19 protein-coding genes and 1 tRNA gene are annotated in these 20,702 nt (G+C 61.0%); 9 read left to right on the plus strand and 11 right to left on the minus strand.

All coding sequences use genetic code 11. From position 1 onward, the window contains the following. Positions 1-52 precede the first annotated feature (52 nt). Together H559_RS0114520 and H559_RS0114525 are read right to left on the minus strand one after the other, a co-directional pair. Positions 53-481 (minus strand): ExbD/TolR family protein, encoded by a 429-nt coding sequence (locus tag H559_RS0114520; protein ID WP_028453268.1) that lies wholly within the window; start codon positions 479-481, stop codon positions 53-55. A gap of 13 nt (positions 482-494) precedes the next feature. After that, a complete protein-coding gene (locus H559_RS0114525) occupies positions 495-1,112 on the minus strand; it encodes a MotA/TolQ/ExbB proton channel family protein (protein ID WP_308417173.1) in 618 nt (205 codons plus the stop codon). Between the two features lie 340 nt (positions 1,113-1,452). Here H559_RS0114525 and xseA point away from each other — a divergent pair, with 340 nt between their 5' ends. Beyond that, the gene (gene xseA / locus H559_RS0114535) at positions 1,453-2,811 is read left to right on the plus strand and encodes an exodeoxyribonuclease VII large subunit (RefSeq protein ID WP_028453270.1); all 1,359 of its coding nucleotides are present in this window, start codon (positions 1,453-1,455) and stop codon (positions 2,809-2,811) included. A 24-nt stretch (positions 2,812-2,835) separates the two neighbouring features. Here xseA and H559_RS0114540 read toward each other — a convergent pair whose 3' ends face one another. From H559_RS0114540 to H559_RS0114560, 5 genes are all read right to left on the minus strand, one after another. Continuing rightward, entirely contained in the window at positions 2,836-3,516 is a 681-nt protein-coding gene (locus H559_RS0114540) for a Fe2+-dependent dioxygenase (RefSeq protein WP_028453271.1), read from the minus strand. 105 nt (positions 3,517-3,621) lie between these two features. Further along, positions 3,622-5,775, minus strand: a complete 2,154-nt coding sequence (locus H559_RS20635) for a TonB-dependent receptor (protein WP_051279545.1) — start codon at positions 5,773-5,775, stop codon at positions 3,622-3,624. A 74-nt stretch (positions 5,776-5,849) separates the two neighbouring features. Beyond that, positions 5,850-6,263 carry an ExbD/TolR family protein gene (locus H559_RS0114550; RefSeq protein ID WP_028453272.1) on the minus strand — a complete coding sequence of 138 codons (414 nt, stop codon included), beginning with the start codon at positions 6,261-6,263 and terminating at the stop codon, positions 5,850-5,852. After that, positions 6,250-6,921 carry a MotA/TolQ/ExbB proton channel family protein gene (locus tag H559_RS0114555; protein ID WP_028453273.1) on the minus strand — a complete coding sequence of 224 codons (672 nt, stop codon included), beginning with the start codon at positions 6,919-6,921 and terminating at the stop codon, positions 6,250-6,252. The genes H559_RS0114550 and H559_RS0114555 overlap by 14 nt, the downstream gene beginning before the upstream one ends. A 4-nt stretch (positions 6,922-6,925) precedes the next feature. Then, on the minus strand, positions 6,926-7,618 hold the full coding sequence (locus tag H559_RS0114560) for an energy transducer TonB (RefSeq protein ID WP_051279547.1): 693 nt from the start codon (positions 7,616-7,618) through the stop codon (positions 6,926-6,928). A gap of 173 nt (positions 7,619-7,791) precedes the next feature. On the opposite strand from H559_RS0114560, the gene purB reads away from it, so the two are divergent. The 3 genes from purB (at position 7,792) to H559_RS22825 (ending at position 11,291) form a co-directional block, all read left to right on the plus strand. Then, positions 7,792-9,162, plus strand: coding sequence for an adenylosuccinate lyase (purB, locus tag H559_RS0114565; RefSeq protein ID WP_028453275.1), 1,371 nt, complete (start codon positions 7,792-7,794; stop codon positions 9,160-9,162). 167 nt (positions 9,163-9,329) lie between these two features. Continuing rightward, on the plus strand, positions 9,330-10,781 hold the full coding sequence (locus H559_RS0114570) for a YdgA family protein (RefSeq protein WP_028453276.1): 1,452 nt from the start codon (positions 9,330-9,332) through the stop codon (positions 10,779-10,781). A gap of 138 nt (positions 10,782-10,919) precedes the next feature. Next, complete coding sequence (locus H559_RS22825) at positions 10,920-11,291, plus strand: hypothetical protein (protein WP_155845452.1); 372 nt, start codon at positions 10,920-10,922, stop codon at positions 11,289-11,291. A 98-nt stretch (positions 11,292-11,389) separates the two neighbouring features. On the opposite strand, the gene H559_RS0114580 is transcribed toward H559_RS22825, so the two are convergent. Further along, the gene (locus H559_RS0114580; protein WP_051279549.1) at positions 11,390-12,760 is read right to left on the minus strand and encodes a peptide MFS transporter; all 1,371 of its coding nucleotides are present in this window, start codon (positions 12,758-12,760) and stop codon (positions 11,390-11,392) included. A 67-nt stretch (positions 12,761-12,827) separates the two neighbouring features. Beyond that, positions 12,828-13,568, minus strand: a complete 741-nt coding sequence (pxpA, locus tag H559_RS0114585; protein ID WP_028453279.1) for a 5-oxoprolinase subunit PxpA — start codon at positions 13,566-13,568, stop codon at positions 12,828-12,830. A 619-nt stretch (positions 13,569-14,187) separates the two neighbouring features. Between pxpA and nirB the strand changes: the two genes are divergently transcribed. The 4 genes from nirB (at position 14,188) to H559_RS0114605 (ending at position 18,136) form a co-directional block, all read left to right on the plus strand. Further along, positions 14,188-16,737: a nitrite reductase large subunit NirB gene (gene nirB, locus H559_RS0114590; RefSeq protein WP_028453280.1), complete on the plus strand. Its 2,550-nt coding sequence runs from the start codon at positions 14,188-14,190 to the stop codon at positions 16,735-16,737. After that, a complete protein-coding gene (gene nirD, locus H559_RS0114595) occupies positions 16,737-17,057 on the plus strand; it encodes a nitrite reductase small subunit NirD (RefSeq protein ID WP_028453281.1) in 321 nt (106 codons plus the stop codon). Before nirB ends, nirD begins: the two co-directional genes overlap by 1 nt. A 78-nt stretch (positions 17,058-17,135) precedes the next feature. Continuing rightward, a complete protein-coding gene (locus H559_RS0114600; protein ID WP_028453282.1) occupies positions 17,136-17,825 on the plus strand; it encodes a helix-turn-helix transcriptional regulator in 690 nt (229 codons plus the stop codon). A gap of 236 nt (positions 17,826-18,061) precedes the next feature. After that, a tRNA-Thr gene (locus H559_RS0114605) sits at positions 18,062-18,136 on the plus strand. Between the two features lie 21 nt (positions 18,137-18,157). Here the strand turns inward: H559_RS0114605 and H559_RS0114610 are convergent. Both H559_RS0114610 and H559_RS0114615 read right to left on the minus strand, forming a co-directional pair. Then, a complete protein-coding gene (locus tag H559_RS0114610) occupies positions 18,158-18,667 on the minus strand; it encodes a GNAT family N-acetyltransferase (protein ID WP_028453283.1) in 510 nt (169 codons plus the stop codon). Positions 18,668-18,733: 66 nt separating this feature from the next. Next, positions 18,734-19,522, minus strand: a complete 789-nt coding sequence (locus H559_RS0114615) for a TatD family hydrolase (RefSeq protein WP_028453284.1) — start codon at positions 19,520-19,522, stop codon at positions 18,734-18,736. A gap of 100 nt (positions 19,523-19,622) precedes the next feature. On the opposite strand from H559_RS0114615, the gene H559_RS0114620 reads away from it, so the two are divergent. After that, positions 19,623-20,576: a TerC family protein gene (locus H559_RS0114620; protein ID WP_034641474.1), complete on the plus strand. Its 954-nt coding sequence runs from the start codon at positions 19,623-19,625 to the stop codon at positions 20,574-20,576. The last annotated feature ends 126 nt before the right edge of the window (positions 20,577-20,702 follow it).

Genomic DNA, 20,702 nt, shown 5'->3' on the forward strand with positions numbered 1-20,702 from the left:
GGGGGCAAGCAAAACGGGGCCGCAGCCCCGTTTGAGTTGATGCCAGCCTGCCTCATTTGGCCTGAGACTGCGTCTGCGTGGCAAACGTGAGCTTGCTGTAGTTGGCAATGCGCGCGGCCTCCATCACGTTGACCACGCTCTGGTGCGTCGCCTGCGCGTCGGCGTTGACCACCACCATCGGGTCGGCGTCGTCGCTGCCGGCGGCATTGCGCAGCTCGCTGGCAAACGCTTCGGCATTGAGGAAGGCCGCCGGCTTGCCGTTGATCACATACTGGCCACTGGCGGTAACAGCCACCTGGATGGTTTTCGGCTGCTCGGCCGCTGCATCGGCATCCGCGCTGGGCAGATTGATCTTCAGCTCGGCAAAGCGGGAATACGTCGTGGTGGCCATCACGAAAATCAGGATCACCAGAATGACGTCGATCAGCGGGATGAAATTGATTTCCGGCTCTTCCCGGTCACGCCCTTTACGGAAATTCATTGCAGCTCCCCGCTTAGTGGTGGCGATCGCCGTGGACCACTTCCACCAGCTTGACGGCCTGTTGCTCCATTTCGACGATGAAGCCATCAACCTTGCCACGGAAGTAGCGGTAGAACAGCAGCGCCGGTGCGGCCACGATAATGCCGCCAGCGGTGTTGTACAGCGCCACCGAGATACCGTGGGCCAGCTGCGCCGGATTGGTGCCGGAGGCCGGGGTCTGTGCGCCGAAGATTTCGATCATGCCGATCACGGTACCCAGCAGACCCAGCAGCGGGGTAATCGACGCGATGGTGCCCAGCGTATTCAGATAGCGATTCAGGTCGTGCGCGACGGCGCTGCCCACTTCCTCGATCGACTCCTTCATCACTTCGCGCGAGCTTTTCACATTCTTCAGGCCTGCGGCAAACACGCGGCCCAGCGGGCTGCTGGAGGCCAGCTTCTGCAGCATTTCGCCGGATACGCCATTGGCGCGGTATTCCTGCACCACATTGGCCAGCAGGCCATGCGGCAACACCAGTTTTTTCCGCAAGCTGAGCAGGCGCTCGATGATGATGGTCACGGCGGCAATGGAAGAAGCGATGATCAACCAGATGGGCCAGCCGGCGGCCTCGATGACGTCAAGCAACAACATGGATGCGTTTCCTGAGAAGGGGATCGTTTAGAATCACGTAACTTTAAACGGAATGACGAAGCGGTGGAAGCCGTGCAAGCCCGCATGCGGCAAATCCGTGTTGCGTAAGGGCTTTTTCGGCTTACCCACAATTGCTGTGGATAACTTTGTGAAGAAGTCCATGTAAATGGCGACAAACCCGCATTCTGCCTGCATTTTTCTGGATTGCCGCAAAAAACGACAAACACAAACAATCCTTATTTTTCAATAACTTGCAAACACATTATCAACTACAAGGTGCAAATTTGCCGCCAAGGCGCAACAAACCTTGTTTTTGTGGATTACTCGAAGGGAAATTGCCTTGTTCACCCATTTGTCAAGCCCCTCGCAAGCTGTAGTCAGTGTCACCGAACTGAACCGCACGGTGCGCCAGTTGCTGGAAGGCAGCCTGCCTGTACTCTGGGTGGCGGGCGAGATTTCCAACTTCAAGCGCTACGATTCCGGCCATTGCTATTTTTCGTTGAAGGACGCCGGCGCACAGGTTCGCTGCGTGATGTTCCGCAACCGGGCCAGCCTGATCGACTTCCGCCCCGTGGATGGCATGCAGGTGGAAATCCGTGCAGTCGTCAGCCTGTACGAGGCTCGCGGCGATTTCCAGCTCACCGTCGAAGCCATGCGCCCGGCCGGCAGCGGTGCACTGTTTGCAGCTTTCGAGGCGCTGAAGAAAAAGCTGGAGACAGAAGGCCTCTTTGCCGCCGGCCGCAAACGCCCGCTGCCCGCCTTTGCCCGTCGCATCGGGATTGTCTCCTCGCCGTCCGGCGCCGCCCTGCGCGACATGCTCAGTACACTGCGCCGACGCTGGCCCGGCATCAGCATCATCCTTTATCCGAGTGCCGTACAGGGCGCCCAGGCACCGGCCGAGCTGCTGGCTGCGGTAAAGACAGCGAGTACGCGCAATGAAGTCGATGTACTGATCGTCGGCCGTGGTGGCGGCAGTCTGGAAGACCTGTGGGCTTTCAATGACGAGCCGCTTGCGCGCGCGATCGCCGCCGCACCCATGCCGGTCATCAGCGCAGTCGGCCACGAAACGGATTTCACGATCACCGATTTTGTTGCCGACGTGCGCGCGCCCACGCCAACGGCAGCGGCAGAGCTGGCCAGCCCGGACCGGGCGCACTGGCTGCAGCGGCTGACTACACTGGACGTCCAGCTGGCGCGCGGCATCACCCGCATCCTGCAAGATCGCGCCCAGCAGCTCGATCAACTGGGCAGGCGTCTACGCCACCCGGGTGAAACACTGTGCACACAGGGTATCGAGCTGCAAGCATTATCAGAAAAAGCCCGCAACGCAATACGCAACCACGTATCCAGAACCAGCATGCAGCTGGCGCAACTGGAACGGCGCCTGCTGCGGCAACAGCCCGATCTGGCCGGTGCCGCATTCCGGCTGGAACGCCTGCAGCAACGCCTGCAGGCCGCTACGCGCCAGCAACTGGGCGAGCGGCAGCAGCGCCTTGCCTATGCACGCATCCGGCTGGAAACGCTCAATCCGCGCTCCGTACTCGCACGCGGCTATGGTTATGTCACGCTCGATGGCGGGCAACTGGCCGGCAGCGTCACGCAACTGCCGCCACGCACGCACGCCACCCTGCATCTGGCCGATGGCGAGGTCGGCATCCGCGTCGATGCGCCGGCACCCGCGCAGGAAAGCCTGTTCTGAGCGCCTGGCCGCAGACGGTGAAAATTACACCTCGCCCCAGCGGCGCAGCAGGTTGTGATACACACCGGTGAGCTGCACGGCGACGGGTGTGTCGCCCTGCTCCGCGCGCAACTGACGGATGGCACAGTCGAGCTCGAATAACTGCAGGCGCTCGCCCACATCGCGTACCATGCTCTGCAGCCACATGAACGAGGCTACGCGCGCGCCGCGCGTGACTGGTTCGACCCGGTGCAGGCTCGATGACGGGTAGAGAATCATGTCGCCCGCCGGCAGTTTGACTTCGTGCAGGCCATAAGTGTCTTCGACGATCAATTCGCCACCATCGTATTCGTCCGGCTCGGCAAAAAACAGCGTCGCCGACAGATCGCTGCGCACCCATTCGCCGGTGAGCGTAATGCGGCGAAAGGCATTGTCGACATGATTGCCGAAGGTCTGCCCCGGCCCGTAGCGGTTGAACAGCGGCGGAAAGATGCGTCTGGGCAGTGCGGCCGAGAAGAACAGCTCGTTCTTTTCCAGCGCGGCGAGGATGATCGCCCGGACTGCGTCGGCTTCCGGATCATCATTGGGCAATTGCTCGTTGTTCTTCACCTTGGCGGACTGGCTGCCGGCGGTGATGCGGCCATCGAGCCAGCCGGCACGGTCAAGCCGCGCCCGACAGGCACGGACGGTATCGGCGTCAAGCACGCCGGGGATGTGCAGCAGCATCTGAAACCTCGGTTCTGGTCGGATTGAACAGGCTGCCGGCGCAATACGAGCCTGCGCCGGCATACCCCACGCCCTATAACTCCATGGGCATTATTTCATAATGGCTTAGAAGGCATACTTCGCAGTCAACCTGGCGGAACGCCCAGTACCAGGTACGGCAAAGCCACGATACAGACCTTCATAGTGATCGGTATCGAACAGGTTGTAGACGTTCAGCTGTACCGAATAATCACGATACGACCACTCGGCCATCACGTCGGTACGGACATACGAAGGCAGGTAAGTGGTATTGGCATTGCTGGTATAGCGCTTGCCCACCGCAGTAAAACCGCCGCCGACCTTCCAGCTGCTGTCGATCTGGTACGTCGTCCACAGATTCCCGGTGTATTTCGGTGCATTTTCCGGCATGTTGCCAACCTCGTTCGGATTGGCGCTGGCGCCCACGGCATCAATTTCCGGATCCATCAGCGCGACACCGGCAAAAATCTGCCACCTGTCGGACAAACGGCCCGCGCCTTCGAATTCGATCCCGTCAGTGTGCCGCTTGCCGGAAAGCAGGTAAGGCTGATCTGCCGGACCACCCGGCTCGATGTCGGTCACCCGCTCATTGGTCTTTTCGCTGCGGAAAATCGCAGTGCGCAAGGCGAGCGTGTTGTCGAACAGATCCCACTTGGCGCCGATTTCCATATTGCGGTTCTTTTCCGGCGGGGTATTGGAGCCACGCGGATCCAGCGAGTAGGACTCGGCCGACGGATTGAACGATGTGCCATAGGAAGCGTAATACGATTGCTTGGCATCCGGCTGATACAGGAAGCCCGTGCGATAACTCCATACCTTGTCGTTGCGGTCACGCCCTGTGGCTTGCGGCTGCTGGCTGAATTTCACGGTGAAATCGTCCCAGCGCGCGCCCAGAATTACCTTGATTTGCGGCGTCAGCTCGATAGTGTCCTGTGCATAAAAGGCCAGAGTATCACCGGACAGATCGGAATAACCGGTCTTGGTGGTCGGGCCGCAGGAGAAATCGCGGAACGGGTCGGGCTTGCCGTAGGTCGTGCTCGGCAGCGTGCACGGCGACGAGCGCGCAGTGGTCAGCAGGGTTTCACGGCTGACCTCCATGCCGCCCAGCAGCTTGTGGCGGACCGAACCGGTATCAAACTGGCCGCTTATTTCGGTAATGTTGGCCAGAATGTCCTGGTCACGCATGCGCAACTTGCGGCTGCGACGAATTTCGGTGTTATCCGTCAGCATGCCCCTGGTGCTGGCAAGATTCAGCCCCGGCGCCGACGCGGACAGATCCAGCTCGTACTCGCCATAGCGGGTCATATTGCGCAGCAGCAGACCCGGAGCGATGTCATAGCTGATGTCGGCGGTGAAGACATCCGACTTGGTTTTTTCGTAATCGAATTTGTTCAGGCCGTAAAAACGGTCGGCGGGGCCAAGAGGCTTGCCTTCAAAATACGGCACGCCATAGTCGGGAACATTGTCTTCTTCATAATGCAGATACGACAGGTTGATGCGGGCCTTGTCACCCGCCTTGATTGCGAAGCTCGGCGCCACACCCCAGCGATTCATTTCCGCACCTTCACGGAAGCTCCCCGCATTCTGCCCCATCACATTCAGGCGGGCCGCAACATTTTCGCTCAATTGGCGGTTCAGATCGGCTTCGACCCGGTAATAGTCATCCGTCCCGACAGTGGCGCTGACTTCATGCCAGTTGCTGAAGAAAGGCGTTTTGCTGACCTGGTTGATGACGCCACCCGTTGAACCGCGGCCATACAGCATGGACGCCGAACCGCGCAGCACTTCAACACGATCCAGGTTGAAGGTATCTCGGTTGTATTGCGCGGCATCGCGGAAATTATCCAGATACAGATCGTTCGAGGTGTTGAACCCGCGCAGGCGCACACCATCGCCGCTAGCACCGCCTTCGGCAGCATTGAAGGTAACGCCGACTGCGTTGCGAAGGGCATCCTTCAGTGTATTGGCGTCCTGATCCTGCATCAGCTGCTGTGTAATGGACGTCACCGATTGCGGCACATCACGCGGTGCCTCCTTGCTGCGCCCGACGGACACGACCGGGGCGCTATAGGTATGGGCGGTGCCTTGCGGATCACGTGCCACTTCGCCGGTTACTTCAACGGGAGCCAGCACCGTGTCACTGGCGTTGGCTGCACCGGCGACTACACCAAACAGCGCAATCGCAGCTGGAAGGCGGGCAAGATGGCGGACTCCGCCAGTCTTTTTAGTATTACTTCTCATTATTATTTACTCTCCAGGGTAAAAAAAGCGGGGTTTCCCCCGCCAGAACTAATGAAGCAAACAGGTGTGGTGCATCATTCGCTACCGTTGGTCATCAATCCGATACGGCTCAGGCCGGCGCGCTGTGCTGCGGCCATTGTCTGTGCAATGTGTTCGTAACGCGCCTCCTTGTCGGCATACACATGCACCTCAGTAAGTGCATCCCTGGCAAAGGCAGCGGCAAAGCGGTCAGGCAGGTCGGCACGAGCCACATCGTCCTCGCCCCACTTCAGCGTGCCATCTGCGGTCACGGTCAGCCTGATGATTTCCTTTTTGTCTTCGATCTTGCTGGCACTGGCCTTGGGCAATTCGACCCGGACGGCGTGCGTCATCACGGGGGCGGTGATGATGAACACCACCAGCAGCACCAGCATCACGTCGACCAGCGGCGTGGTATTGATTTCTGCCATCGGCGCCTGCTCGCCACCGCCAAAACTACCGAACGCCATGATTCACCTCGGTCAGCAGCTGGGCATGCAGGTCATGCGTGAAACCGTCGAGCTCCTGTCCGAAACGCCGGTTGATGCGGACAAAGGCGTTGTAGGCAACGACAGCCGGAATCGCGACGGCCAGGCCGGCAGCAGTGGCGACCAATGCCTCGCCGATCGGACCGGCAACGGTTGCCAGCGAGGCATTGCCAGCCTGCGCAATGCCCAGCAATGCATGGTAGATGCCCCATACCGTGCCAAAGAGGCCCACAAAAGGCGCCACCGAGCCAGTCGTCGCCAGCCAGGTCAGGCCGCGCTCCAGCCGTGCAGTTTCCTGCTGTAGATGATTGCGCAACTTGCGCACCAGATAGTCGTCCAGTGATACGGACCTCCCCAGCGCAGCGCCTTCCTGGGCGCGGTAATGACGCAGGCCCTCGCCACCGGCATGGGCAATGCGCGCAGCTGGCGAGTCATGGCTGGCAGCCAGACTGATGGCCTCTTCCCAGTTCTTGGCGTCCCAGAACGCGCGCGTGAACTTGCGCTGCTGGCGGCCAGTCAGCCAGGACTGGCGCACCCGCACCGCGATGACAAACCAGCTGATCACCGACATCAGCACCAGCAGGGAGAATGTAGACAGCAGCACCGGATCACCGGACTGCAGGACCAAAGCCAGATTCATTGGATCACGCCTTCTTGATGGAAAAATTCACCGGCACCAGAACAGTGCCGGCCACAGCTTCATTGCCCAGCCGGGCGGGAACAAAACGCCAGCGCTTTACCGTAGAGAGCGCGGCGGCATCCAGACGCGGATAACCGCTGGAGCGGGCCAGCGCCACATCGGCTGCCTCGCCTTCCCGACTGACCTGCACGCGCAGCAGCACCGTGCCCTCCTCCGCCAGCGCCAGCGAACTGGGGGGATACGGTGGGCGCGGATTATTCAGATAATTCGCGTGAAAACTTGGCGCGGCACTCTCGGGCTGCGGACGGGACTCCGTCGCCTGCCCGGCCTGCCCTGCAGCCGGAGCAGCTGTACCGGCAGCAACCGGCTGCTCTGCTGCCTGCTCGGACGACCTGGCAACAGTCAGACTGGCCTGACTGGGCGCAGTGCTATCCGGCTGAGCGCGCAGTACCTCGCGTGGCGTTTTGCGCGGCGCAACCCTGGCAACCGGCGGCGTTTTGACCTTCGGCCTGGCTTGCGGCTGCGGCGCTGGCTGAACCTGCGGCTCGGCCGCCTTTTCGCCCATGGCGAGCACCATGGGCTGCAGCATGACCGGCTCGGCCTTTGCCTTCACCAGGGCAAACTGCGCCAGCCCGTAAATGGCTGCGCCGTGCAATGCCAGCACACCCAGCAAAGTAAACTTGTTATTGATAAGCATTCGTATATGATAAACGAGATTTGTTATCGTTATCAAGGAGGCGTTGCGATTTCTTACAGCATTTCCCTGCCGTCCGGCGCTGCCATGGCCAACGCCGGAGCGTGATTGGTCGCGAAGCGGCAAGGGATGCTAGAATTCCGTTTTTGTTTTGCCTGCCCGGACCTGAATACGCCATGGATCTTTCCGCACTGACCGCGCTGTCCCCGCTGGATGGCCGCTATGAGAAGCAGCTTGCCGAGCTGCGCCCGCACTTCAGCGAATTCGCGCTGATCAAGAACCGCGTCGCCGTTGAAGTCGCCTGGCTGAAAGCACTGGCTGCCGAGCCGGCCATCGCCGAAGTGAAGCCCTTCTCCGCCGCCACCATCGCCGAGCTGGATTCCGTCGTAGCCCAGTTCAACCCGGATCACGCGCTGGAAGTCAAAACCATCGAGCGCACCACCAACCACGATGTGAAGGCGGTCGAGTACTGGCTGAAGGAGCGCCTGTCAGGCAATCAGGAAGTCTCCGCCGCCAGCGAATTCATCCACTTTGCCTGCACCTCGGAAGACATCAACAACCTCAGCCATGCGCTGATGCTCAAGGGCGCTCGCGAAAAGGCGCTGCTGCCGCAACTGACCGCCATCATCGCCCGCGTGAAGGAACTCGCGCACGAACTGGCCGACGCGCCGATGATGAGCCGCACGCACGGCCAGCCGGCCACCCCGACCACCATGGGCAAGGAATTCGCCAATGTGGCCTATCGTCTGGAACGCCAGTTGAAGCGCATCGAAAGCGTGGAGCTGCTGGGCAAGATCAACGGCGCCGTTGGCAACTACAATGCTCATCTGTCGGCTTACCCGGGTTTTGACTGGGAAGGCTTTGCCCGCCGCTTCGTCGAAAGCCTCGGCATCACCTTCAACCCCTACACCATCCAGATCGAGCCGCACGATTACATGAGCGAGCTCTACGACAACTTCGCGCGCGTGAACACGATTCTGGTCGACTTCAACCGCGACGTCTGGGGCTACATCTCGCTGGGCTTTTTCAAGCAGAAAGTGAAGGAAGGCGAAGTCGGTTCGTCGACCATGCCGCACAAGGTCAACCCGATCGATTTCGAAAATTCCGAAGGCAATCTGGGCATCGCCAACGCCCTGCTCACGCACCTGAGCCAGAAGCTGCCGATCTCGCGCTGGCAGCGCGACCTGACCGACTCGACCGTGCTGCGCAATATGGGTGTCGGCCTCGGGTACTCGCTGCTGGGTTATGTTTCGTGCCTGAAGGGCCTGAACAAGCTGCTGGCCGACCGCAACGCGATGCTGAAAGATCTGGACGCCAACTGGGAAGTCCTGGCCGAGCCGATCCAGACCGTGATGCGCCGTTACGCCGTCGCCAATCCGTACGAGCAGCTGAAAGCACTCACTCGCGGCAAGAGCGGCATTACCCGCGAAACGCTGGCGGTCTTCATCGACGGTCTGGACATTCCGGCCGACGAGAAGGTGCGCCTGAAGGAACTGACGCCGTCGTCCTACCTGGGCATTGCCGAGGAACTGGCGCGCCGCATCTGAGTCTGAACTGACTTGCTGTCATCGTGACAGACCGGGCAAGAGGCACAGCCGGGACAGTACCCAGTGCGCGAAATGACTCGCGGGCAATAGTACTGTTTCGCACTGTGCCTCAAGTCTTATATGCTAGAACCCACGCAGCCCAAACATCCTGCAGGAGCGCAGAGAGAGTGAAACGCAAACTGATGATCGCAGCCGGCGCAGCGGTTGCCGTACTGGCCACGACCTATGTCGGCGGCAGCTGGTATGCCGGTGTGAAAGTCCAGGACACCATGAAGAAACAGCATGACTGGATCGCCAGCCTGCCCTACTTCATCGTCAAGAGCCACAGCTATGCGCCGGGCTGGTTCAGCTCGACCGAAACCACCACGCTGCAGATCGACCCTGGCATGTACGCCTTCCTGCTGGAGCGTGAAGGCCACCCGCTGCCGAAGATCGAATTCACCTACATCAACCATGTCAAGCATGGTCCGCTGCCGCTGCTGGGGCGCTTCAATCCGACGCCGTACAAGGCCGTGGTCACCACCGAATTCAAGTACAGCCCGGAAACCGAAAAGCTGCTCAAGCAGTTTTTTGGCGATCAGGCACCGATCGAAATCGAAAACCGCATCGCCTTCAACGACGATGGCGTAATGAAAATCCGCGTTCCTGCTGTCAAGGACTACTCGGAAGCGCTGTCCGGCGTGAAGGTCAACTGGGGCGGGCTGGATGCCACACTGGACTACGGCGGTGATTTCAACCGCGTGAAATTTGACGCCACCGCGCCCTTGCTGGAAAGCCAGGCCAAGGGGGTGTTCGAAGCCAGCCTGAAGGACGTGCGGATCAGTCTCGACAACCATCGCGGCAAGACCGGCGTAATGCTCGGCAATTCAAAAGCCAGCGTTGCCAGCTTTGATCTCAAGCTGCTCGACGGCACGCCGCTGCAGCTGCGTCTGGAGCAACTCGGCTACACCGGCCAGATCAGGGAAGAAGGCGACTACATCAACGCCAATGCCGACATCACCCTGCAGAAGCTCCAGCTCGACGAGCAGCCCTACGGTCCGGCCACGCTGCAGACCGAAGCTACGCACCTGCACGGCCCGACGCTGGCCAAGCTGGCGGATTCCTTCACCGCACTGCAGAAAAAACAGCTGCCGCGCGAGAAATTTACCGAAGAGCTGATGAAGCTGGCACAGACCGAAGGCATGCCGCTGCTCACGCACGACCCGCATCTGGCCATCCGCAAGCTGGAAGTGCAAATGCCCGATGGTGCACTGCAATTCGTGGGCGGCGTCGGCCTGAAGGGCTTCCAGCCGGAAGACCTGAACAACGGCCTGCAGTTCTTCAAGCGCCTCGACGCCAGCGCCGACTTCAAGATTCCGCGCAAGGCCGCCGAGACCATCGCCATCTGGCAATTCCGCGCCATGCTGGGCGGGCTGAACAGCCAGGCCAACCAGGACGACATCGACTTCCTTGCCACGCAGTTTGTCGAAGGCCAGATCGCCAAGCTGACCGAGCAGAAACTGCTGCAGGAAGACAAGGGCATCCTCTCGGCCAAGGCCAGCCTGTCGAAAGGCGTCTTCATCCTCAACGGCATCACGGTACCGATGCCGTGGGAAGAAGGCGGGCAACCACTGGAATAGAATCGCCACGCATTGAAAAGCCACCCAAGCAGGGTGGCTTTTTTATGGATTAAACATTACTGCAGGCTACCCCGTGCGTTGACGGTTCGATGCGGATTGCGCAAAGATCAACCGGAATCAACCATTCTGGAGCCAATCATGGAGCAGCAGCCCAACCCCTATGCATCACCCGCCAATTCAGTCAGTGATTCGCAAATCGAACCGCCTTCATTGTCTCTGCGCATGCTCGCCACACTTGGACGGGGTATTACATATGGGCTCTGCATCTGGTCAATCTATGGCTTTGTTATTCATCCTTTCCTGACGGATGCAGGGAGCGACTCCGGGGCGAATGAGGCGCAACTGAGTGCGTATCAAGAGCAATTGAAACGCTCCAATGCGATGTTGGCCGAAAGTGAGCGGCAACAAAAACACATGGCCGAACTTCTTGTCAAACAGGAAGAACAAGCCCAGCGTATGGATCGCATTCTCAGCGCGTGGGAACGACAGAGCGGCGCCGCTACACACTAGCGAACGCAATAAAGCCGCAGCGTTGGCTGCGGCTTTATACATTCATACCTATGATCCTGCAGCCATTTCAGGGAAATGGCTGCAGTGACATACCCTGCTTACCGAACACCATGCATGCGTTTCTGCAGCACCCCGGTCAGCAGCAGCAGCAGCGCACCTGCCACGAAAGCCATCACCACGAACAGCGTGAAGAAATCGGCCAGATCGGTGATCTGCCAGCCCATGAACACCGGCAGCGGCTTGCCGGCTTCGGGGTAGAAGCCCGCCAGTACGCCGGCAAACCAGTTGGCGGCGGCGTTTGCCAGGAACCACACGGCCATCAGCAGCGAGGCAAATTTGGCCGGCGCCAGCTTGTTGACCAGCGACAGGCCGATCGGCGACAGGCACAGCTCGCCCAGCGTGTGCAGCCAGTACATGGCCACCAGCCAGAGCATCGACATTTTCACGCCCGGCGCAATCTGCTTCACACCCAGCGCGATCACCAGGAAGCCGGCCGACAGCAGCAAGAGGCCGATCGCCATCTTGGTCGGCGACGCCGGCTCGCGGTCCTTTTTCGCCAGCGAGCTCCACAATTGCGCAAGCACAGGCGCAAACAGCAGCACGAATACGGGGTTGAGCGACTGGAACCACGATGTCGGCATTGTCCAGCCAAAGATCGTGCGGTCGGTCGATTCGCTGGCGAGGAAGGTCAGCGACACGCCGGCCTGCTCGAAGGCCGACCAGAAAAAGATCACGAAAAAGGACAGCACGCCGATGACCAGCATGCGGTCGATGTCGATGGTCGTCAGCGACTGGTCGACCTGCTTCTTCTCCTCGGCCGTCAGGCGCTTGGGCGGCAGGCCGATCGGCTCGCCTCCCGGCGTATGCAGATAGCGGTGCTGCAGCGTACCGAATACCACCAGCGAAATCAGCATGCCCATCCCCGCAGCCAGGAAACCCCAGCGGAAATCGGCCGGATTGCCGGTATCCCCCAGCGTGCCGCACACCAGCGGCGCCAGAAACGATCCCAGGTTAATCCCCATGTAGAAGATCGTGTAGGCCGCATCCTTGCGCGCATCGCCCGCGTGATAAAGCTGGCCGACCATGCTGGAGATGTTGGGCTTGAAAAAGCCGTTGCCCGCGATGATGAGGCCCAGACCCAGATAGAACAGCGGCACGGCCAGCGAGAGATTCTGGTACACGCTGCCGGCAAAAAAGAGGCAGAACTGGCCGGCTGCCATCAGCAGGCCACCCACCATGATCGAGCGGCGGTTGCCCCAGAAGCGGTCGGCCACATAGCCGCCGATCAGCGGCGAGAGGTAAACGAGACCGGTGTACTGGCCATAGAGCGCGGCGGTGAACTGCTTGTCGAAGGCCAGCGCCGAAATCATGAACAGCGCGAGCAGTGCCCGGTTGCCGTAATAGGAAAACCGCTCCCACATTTCCGTGGCGAACAGCAGGTATAAACCGCGTGGATGGCTGGATAACATCGGGCACCTCATCTTATCGATCTGTCATTATTCTGCCCGCATGGTCCGGTCTGCTGCGCCGGACTTTTTACACAAGTGAGGATTTCACTTCTACGGACAGTTCATCCAGCAGGCCGCGGATCTGCACGGCCTGCCTTACTGCTGAAGGATTGTCACCGTGCAGGCACAGCGAATCGATTCGGCATTTCACCCATTTGCCATCATAACTGCGCACTTGTTGATGCAGCACAAACGCGCGCACCTGATCCAGCGCCGCCGCATCATCGAGCACCGCACCGGGCTGGCTGCGTGGACGCAGGCTGCCATCGGCCTGGTAGGCGCGATCGGCAAAGCCTTCGGCCAGCGGCTGCAGCCCGGCTGCGGCAGCCTGCCGCAGCAGCACTGACCCGGGCTGGCCCATGATGGCCGGCGCCCCCAGAACACCCTGCGCAGCCGCGATGATCTGCGCTGCCAGCGCTGCGTCATGCATGGCTTCGTTATAAAGTGCGCCGTGCGGTTTTACATACCTCACACCCGCCCCCTGCGCGGCGGCAATCCGCTGCAGCGCCTGCAATTGCTGCACCAGACTGGCCTGAAGATCTTCCTGCGACATGACCAGCGCCTGCCGGCCGAAACCGGCACGGTCGGGATAGGACGGGTGCGCACCGATCACCACGCCATGGCGGAGAGCGAGTGCCACAGTGGCACGCATCGTGACATCACTGCCGGCATGGCCGCCGCAGGCAATATTGGCCGAGCTCAGCAGCGGAATCAGCGCGGCATCCTGCCCGCAGCCCTCGCCCAGATCGGAGTTCAGATCGACAAACATCAAATACACACCCCTGTATAAGCCCAAAGCCTTTTCATATAAATGGCTTCATCAACATACCCTTGCCGATCGCAAAGCATGAAGAATGATGGTTTCCCTTGTATCCAGCTGCGCACAAGCGAGGCAGGCTGTTCTGCAATGGAGAAGCAGAGAATTCCCGCCGCATCCGGTAATTAAGTCACGGAAAGTGCGCCCGGACCACGGCACACTGGGTCCTGCGCAGATAAACAGCTTTATCCCGCATCTCTCCTCTGAAGAATTCCAGCCGCCTCAGCGCGGCTGTTTTTTTGCCCGCAGCCCGCACCGCCTGATGCACTGCGGTAATTTTACACGCCGGGCGTGCGACTTCCTGCCGTGCCTTGCCCGGCCTGCCGGCCGATAATGGTTTCCATGGCGGACGGGCATTACGCAGCTTCCCGCCACTCTCCTGACACGAATTCCGGCCACCTTCGCGGTGGCCTTTTTTTTTGCCTGTCGCAACCGAACACCCTCAGCAAGCGCCTAGCCCGAAGTGACTAGGCACGAAGTACAGTCCGCTCCCGACCTTGGCTTCGGTCAATTTTTCTGCGCTCCCGCACGCCTAGCATGGTGGCATTCAATTTGATTCCGGAGCCGCAGCATGGCAAAAACCCGCCTTATCGTCGTCGGCAACGGCATGGTCGGCCAGCGTTTTCTCGAGGAGCTGTGCGAGAAAGGCAACCCGGCCGCCTTCGACATTACCGTCTTCTGTGCCGAGCCGCGCGTCGCCTACGACCGCGTGCACCTGTCCTCCTATTTCTCGCACCACACCGACGAAGACCTGTCGCTGGTCAAACCGGGCTTTTTCGAGAAGTACGGCATTTCTGTTCTGGTCGGCGAGGCGGTCAAGCAGATCGATACCGCGCAAAAACAGGTGCACTCGAACAAGGGCAAGATCCTGCCGTATGACAAGCTGGTGATGGCCACCGGCTCGTATCCGTGGGTGCCGCCGATTGCCGGCAGCGCGCACCACGAGTGTTTTGTTTACCGCACCATCGAAGACCTGAACGCCATCGAATCCGCCGCCAAGCAGGGCAAGAGCGGCGTGGTGATCGGCGGAGGCCTGCTGGGGCTGGAAGCCGCCGGCGCGCTGAAGGCGCTGGGGCTGGATACCCACGTGGTTGAATACGCGCCAGTGCTGATGGCCGAGCAGCTGGATCGCATGGGCGGCGAGATGCTGCGCCGCAAGATCAATTCGCTGGGGGTTTCGGTACACACCAGCCGCAATACGGTGAACATCGCCATGCACGGCGGGCGCACCGGCCTGCACCGGCTGAACTTTGCCGACGGCAGCACGCTGGATACCGATGTGATCGTCTTTTCCACCGGCATCCGGCCGCAGGACACGCTGGCGCGCTACAGCGGGCTGTTTGTGTCCGAGCGCGGCGGCATCGTCATCAACGACCAGTGCGTGACCAGCAATCCGGACATCTACGCGATTGGCGAATGCGCGTCGTGGCACGGCCAGTATTTCGGCCTGGTGGCGCCGGGCTACAAGATGGCGCAGGTCGCCGCCGACCACCTGCTGGGTCGCAAGGAATTGAACTTCACCGGCGCGGACATGAGCGCCAAGCTGAAACTGCTGGGCGTATCGGTCGGCAGTATCGGCGACGCGCACGGCAGAACGCCGGGCAGCCGCAACTACATCTTCCAGGACGACCAGGCGGGCATCTACAAGAAAATCGTCGTCTCGCCCGATGGCACGAAACTGATCGGCGCGGTGCTGGTCGGCGACGTGGACGACTACGGCCAACTGCTGCAGATGAAGCTCAACGATCTGCCGGTGCCCGAACACCCGGATACGCTGATCCTGCCTTCGTATGCCGGCGCCAAGCCGGCGATGGGCGTCGATGCCCTGCCCGCTTCGGCCGTAATCTGCTCCTGTTTTGACGTGAGCAAACAGCGCATTGCCGATGCGGTCGCCGCTGGCTGCCATACGGTGGCCGCAATCAAGGCGGAAACCGGCGCCGGCACCGGCTGCGGCGGCTGCGTGCCACTGATTGCCCAGGTGCTCAATGCCGAGCTGGCCAAACAGGGCTTCGAGGTGAAAAATCACCTGTGCGAACACTTCCCGCATTCGCGGCAGGAGCTGTTCCATCTGGTAAAAGTCGGCGGGCTCCGAACCTTCGGCGAAGTGCTGGCCAGGCACGGCCACGGCTACGGCTGCGAGGTGTGCAAGCCGACCGTGGGCTCGATTCTGGCGACGGTACACAACGACTACATCCTCAAGCCCGAACACACCCCGCTGCAGGACACCAACGACGTGTTCCTCGGCAATATGCAGAAGGACGGCACGTATTCGGTGATCCCGCGCATGGCCGGTGGCGAGGTTACCCCCGAGGGGTTAATGACTGTAGCCCAGGTAGCAAAAGACTTCCAGCTGTATACCAAGATCACCGGCGCACAGCGCATTGGCCTGTTTGGCGCACACAAGGGCGATCTGCCGGAAATCTGGCGCCGGTTGATTGATGCCGGTTTCGAAACCGGCCAGGCCTACGGCAAATCGCTGCGCATGGTGAAAACCTGCGTCGGCAGCACCTGGTGCCGCTTTGGCGTGCAGGATAGCGTTGGCCTGGGCGTCGAGCTGGAGCACCGCTACAAGGGCATCCGCACCCCGCACAAGATGAAATTCGGCGTATCCGGCTGCACCCGCGAATGTGCCGAAGCACAGGGCAAGGACGTCGGCATCATTGCTTCTGATGCCGGCTGGAACCTGTTTGTCGGCGGCAACGGCGGCATGAAGCCGCGCCACGCTGATCTGCTGGCGAGCGATCTCGACCACGACACCCTGCTGCGCTACCTTGACCGCTTCCTGATGTTCTACGCGAGCACCGCCGACAAGCTGCAGCGCACCGCGACCTGGCTGGAAAGCCTCGACGGCGGCATCGACTACCTGCGCGAAGTGATCGTGGACGACAGGCTAGGGCTGGGGGCACAACTGGAAGCCGACATGATGGAGGTCCGCGCCAAATACGAATGCGAGTGGAAAGCGACCGTCGAAGACACAAGCCAGCACGCCCGCTTCGCCCACTTCATCAACAGCCCGGCGCATGATCCGAACGTCGCGTTTGTACCCGCACGCGAGCAGCACCGCCCGGCCAGCCCGGCAGAACGCAAGATCATCCCGATCAAACCCGTGGAGACCGTGTAATGTGGACCACCGTGTGTGAACTCAAGGCCATCGTCCCCGGCACTGGCGTGTGTGCGCTGGTGGGCGATGCACAAATCGCCATCTTCCGCCCGCATGCGGATGACACCGTCTACGCCATCGCCAACATCGACCCATTCGCCGAAGCCAGCGTGCTCTCGCGCGGGCTGATCTGCGAGCATCAGGGCGAGCTGTGGGTGGCCAGCCCGCTGAAAAAACAGCGCTTTCGCCTGCGCGACGGCCTGTGCCTGGAAAACCGCGATTACTCGGTGGCGAGCTATGCCGTGCGGGTCAGCGACGGGCGTATCGAAGTCCAGTCCTGATCCCGCCGCCTGCAGGGCGAGATCAGCAAGGTGTATATTCTGCGGCATACTGTGGCAATCCTGTCACCTGTCCCTGCCATGCGCCGAGCCGACCGCCTCTACCAGATCACGCTGTTCCTGCGCAGCCGCCCGCTGACCACCGCACGCTGGCTGGCCGATGCGCTGAATGTTTCGGAGCGCACCATCTATCGCGATGTGGCCGATCTGATGTGCACCGGGCTCGATATCGAAGGCGAGGCCGGCGTCGGTTACCGGCTGCGCCAGCGCGACGAACTGCCGCCGCTGACCTTCAGCACGGCCGAGCTTGACGCGCTGCGGCTGGGCTGCCGCCTGGTCAGCGGCCGGGGCGACGCCGAGCTCGCGCGCGCGGCCAAGCTGGCGCTGTCGCGTATCGAGCTGGCGCTGAAACAGTCCGGACATGCGATGAACGCTACGCCGCTGTATGTGCCGCCACTGGACTGCCAATCCGGCCTGCCGGCGCTGTCCCCCTTGCGCGATGCCACCCGGCAGGAGCGCGTCGTGCAGTTCGACTATGTGCGCGCGGACGGGACGCCAAGCACGCGGCGCATTCACCCGCTGGGGCTGTTTTACTGGGAATCCTGCTGGACGCTGGTGGCATGGTGCGAGCTGCGCGACGATTACCGCCATTTCCGGCTCGACCGCATGCAGGGGGTAACGGTGCTGGCTGAGCGCTTCCCGCGCGTGTCCGGCCGCAATCTCGCGGACTATCTGCGGCGGGAAGGCATTGCGCCGGAGCGGCTGGGTTAACCCGCTGCACGGCAGAACAAAGCAATAGGTATCGATCTGCAGCCCTTTAATCAAAAGGGCCACATGAAAATACAGCGCACTGTATATCCGAACTGTACTGTGTAATCCGCCAGTCTTTCATGCCGAAGCAAGCTCGTCCAGGCACCGGAGCAGCCATAAACCGGGGGACCGGGCTTGTCATTCTCGCTGGCATCGCTATACTCGCGCCCTCTTGCAGTCGTCCGGCTGCATGGCACGCCGTTGTAGCTCAGGGGTAGAGCACTCCCTTGGTAAGGGAGAGGTCGCGGGTTCAATTCCCGCCAACGGCTCCAGCCTTCCCCCATCCCACGTTTTCAGTTCGAATCCGGCAGGCGCAGCCCCAGAATCAGCAGATCGCGCTCAATGCCATCGAGCACCGCCACGCGCGGCAGATTGCCCCAGGTCGCAAAGCCGGCACGGGCAAACAGCGCCAGGCTCGGTTCGTTATGGCCAAAAATGAAGCCCAGCAGCGTGTGCAGGCCCAGTTTCGGCGCGCGCTGGATCGCCTCCTCCAGCAGCCAGCGCCCCAGCCCGCGTCCACGTGCGCGCTCGTCCAGATAGATGCTGACTTCTGCCGTGCCGTCGTACGCCGGCCGGCCATAAAAGCTGGAAAATGACAGCCAGCCGAGCAGTGCGCCCTCCTCTTCCACGACCCACAGCGGGCGCTCGGGCCGCTGGTGCGCGGCAAACCAGCCCTGCCGGCTGGCCACCGTGACCGGCTCGGTATCCGCCGTCACCATCCGGGAAGGCACGGTGCTGTTATAGATAGCGACAATCGCCGGCAGGTCATCCTGCGTGGCAATCCGGGTCTGCCAGTTCGGCATGATTCACTCCTGTATTCGGGTATATGGCTGTAAGTATTCTATCCAGAGGGCTACGAGGCAATACCCTTATCCCTCTGTAATCCGCAGTACGCGCCGGACTGCCGCATTGCTGCTCTGCGCCAGTTCCAAAAGCGAGATGCCGCGCAATTCCGCCAGGCATGCGGCAATCCGTGGCAGTTCAGAAGGCTCATTGCGCGCCGGCGGCGGGCCTGCGAGCCAGGCCGGCACCATATCGGGGGAATCGGTTTCCAGCACCAGATACTCCAGCGGCAATTCGGCAGCGAGCCTGCGGATGCGCAGTGACCCGGAGTACGTCAGCGCGCCGCCAAAGCCCAGCGCAAAGCCCTGCCGGATGAAGGCGTCGGCCTGCTGCAGGCTGCCATTGAAAGCATGTGCGATGCCGCCCTTCACGCCCCACTTGCGCAGGTATTTCAGCACCGGGTCCTGGCAGCGGCGGATGTGGACGATCACCGGCAGATCCAGGTCGCGCGCGAGCTTGAGCTGCGCTTCGAAAAAGGCAATCTGCCGGTTCATGTCGAGACCGGGCACAAAGCCGTCCAGCCCGATTTCGCCCACGGCCACCGCCGGCTCGCGCGCCAGCCAGTCGACCAGGCACGCCAGATCGGCATCGCGGTGCTCGTTCACATACACCGGATGCAGGCCGTACGCCGGCCAGGCGCCATATTGCCGCGCGACCGCTCTGGTCGACGCAAAGGTGGCCCGGCTGACCGCCGGCACCACCCAGTTGCCCACGCCAGCCGTGCGCGAGCGCTGAATGACATCGACAAGATCGGCGGAGAATTCGGCGGCGTCGAGATGACAGTGGCTGTCAATCCACGCTTCGTTACATGCCATGCGGAACCTTTCGATTTCTTCTATATCATTAAGGCCTGAATCCGGCGGGCGGCCTTCTGCCCGGAGGCCGGAGACTGACAACAATACAGGAAATGAGCCAATGGATTTTGCAATGTATCTGCCATGGATCGTGTTTGCCGTGGTAGTGATCACGCTGCTGGTATTCGACCTCGGCGTGCTGCACAAGGACAGCCACGAAATCAGCGTGTCTGAAAGCCTGAAACTCTCCGCCTTCTACATCGCCGCCGGCGTGGCTTTTGGCGGTTATGTGTGGTGGAGCAAGGGCGCCGGCGCCGGCATGGATTACTACACCGGTTTTCTGGTCGAGAAATCGCTGTCGATGGATAACGTCTTCGTCATTTCGCTGATTTTCACCGCACTGGCCATCCCGCGCCAGTACCAGCACCGCGTGCTGTTCTGGGGTATTCTGGGCGCCATCGTGATGCGTGCCATCATGATCGGCCTAGGCGCGACGCTGGTGCACCAGTTCAGCTGGATTCTGCTGATTTTCGGCGCCTTCCTGGTGTTTACCGGCATCAAGATGCTGGTCGCCAAGGATGAAGAGCCCAGTGTCGAGGACATGAAACTCTACCAGTGGCTGAAAGGCCATCTGCGCATGACGCCGAAACTGCACGGCAACCAGTTCTTTGTCGAAGGCAGCAGCATCGGCGAGAAAGCCGGCCGCGTGGCCACGCCGCTGTTCCTGGCACTGCTGATGGTCGAGGGTGCTGATCTGGTGTTTGCGGTGGATTCGATTCCGGCGATTTTCGCGATCACGCAGGACCCGTTCATCGTCTACACCTCGAACATCTTCGCGATTCTGGGCCTGCGCGCGCTGTATTTCGCACTCGCCGCCATGGTGCACCGTTTCCACTACCTGAAATACGCCTTGGCGATCGTGCTGGTGTTCATCGGCGTGAAGATCGGCCTCGTCTACATCGGCGTCAAGATTCCATCGCTGATCTCGCTGACGGTGACCTTCGGCCTGCTGCTGGCCGGCGTGCTGTATTCGCTGCACAAGACTCGCGGTGAGCCGATTCCGGAAAAGGAATGAGGCGCGACGCATAAGGCGGCATATACCGCCAACCCCATGCGCAGGCAGCCTTTCTGATAAAAGGGCTACCGCCTGATACCTACAACAAGGGCCAGTGCATTGCACTGGCCCTTGTCATTTCGCAGC

This window comes from Chitinilyticum aquatile DSM 21506, from assembly GCF_000430805.1.
Taxonomy (GTDB): domain Bacteria; phylum Pseudomonadota; class Gammaproteobacteria; order Burkholderiales; family Chitinibacteraceae; genus Chitinilyticum; species Chitinilyticum aquatile.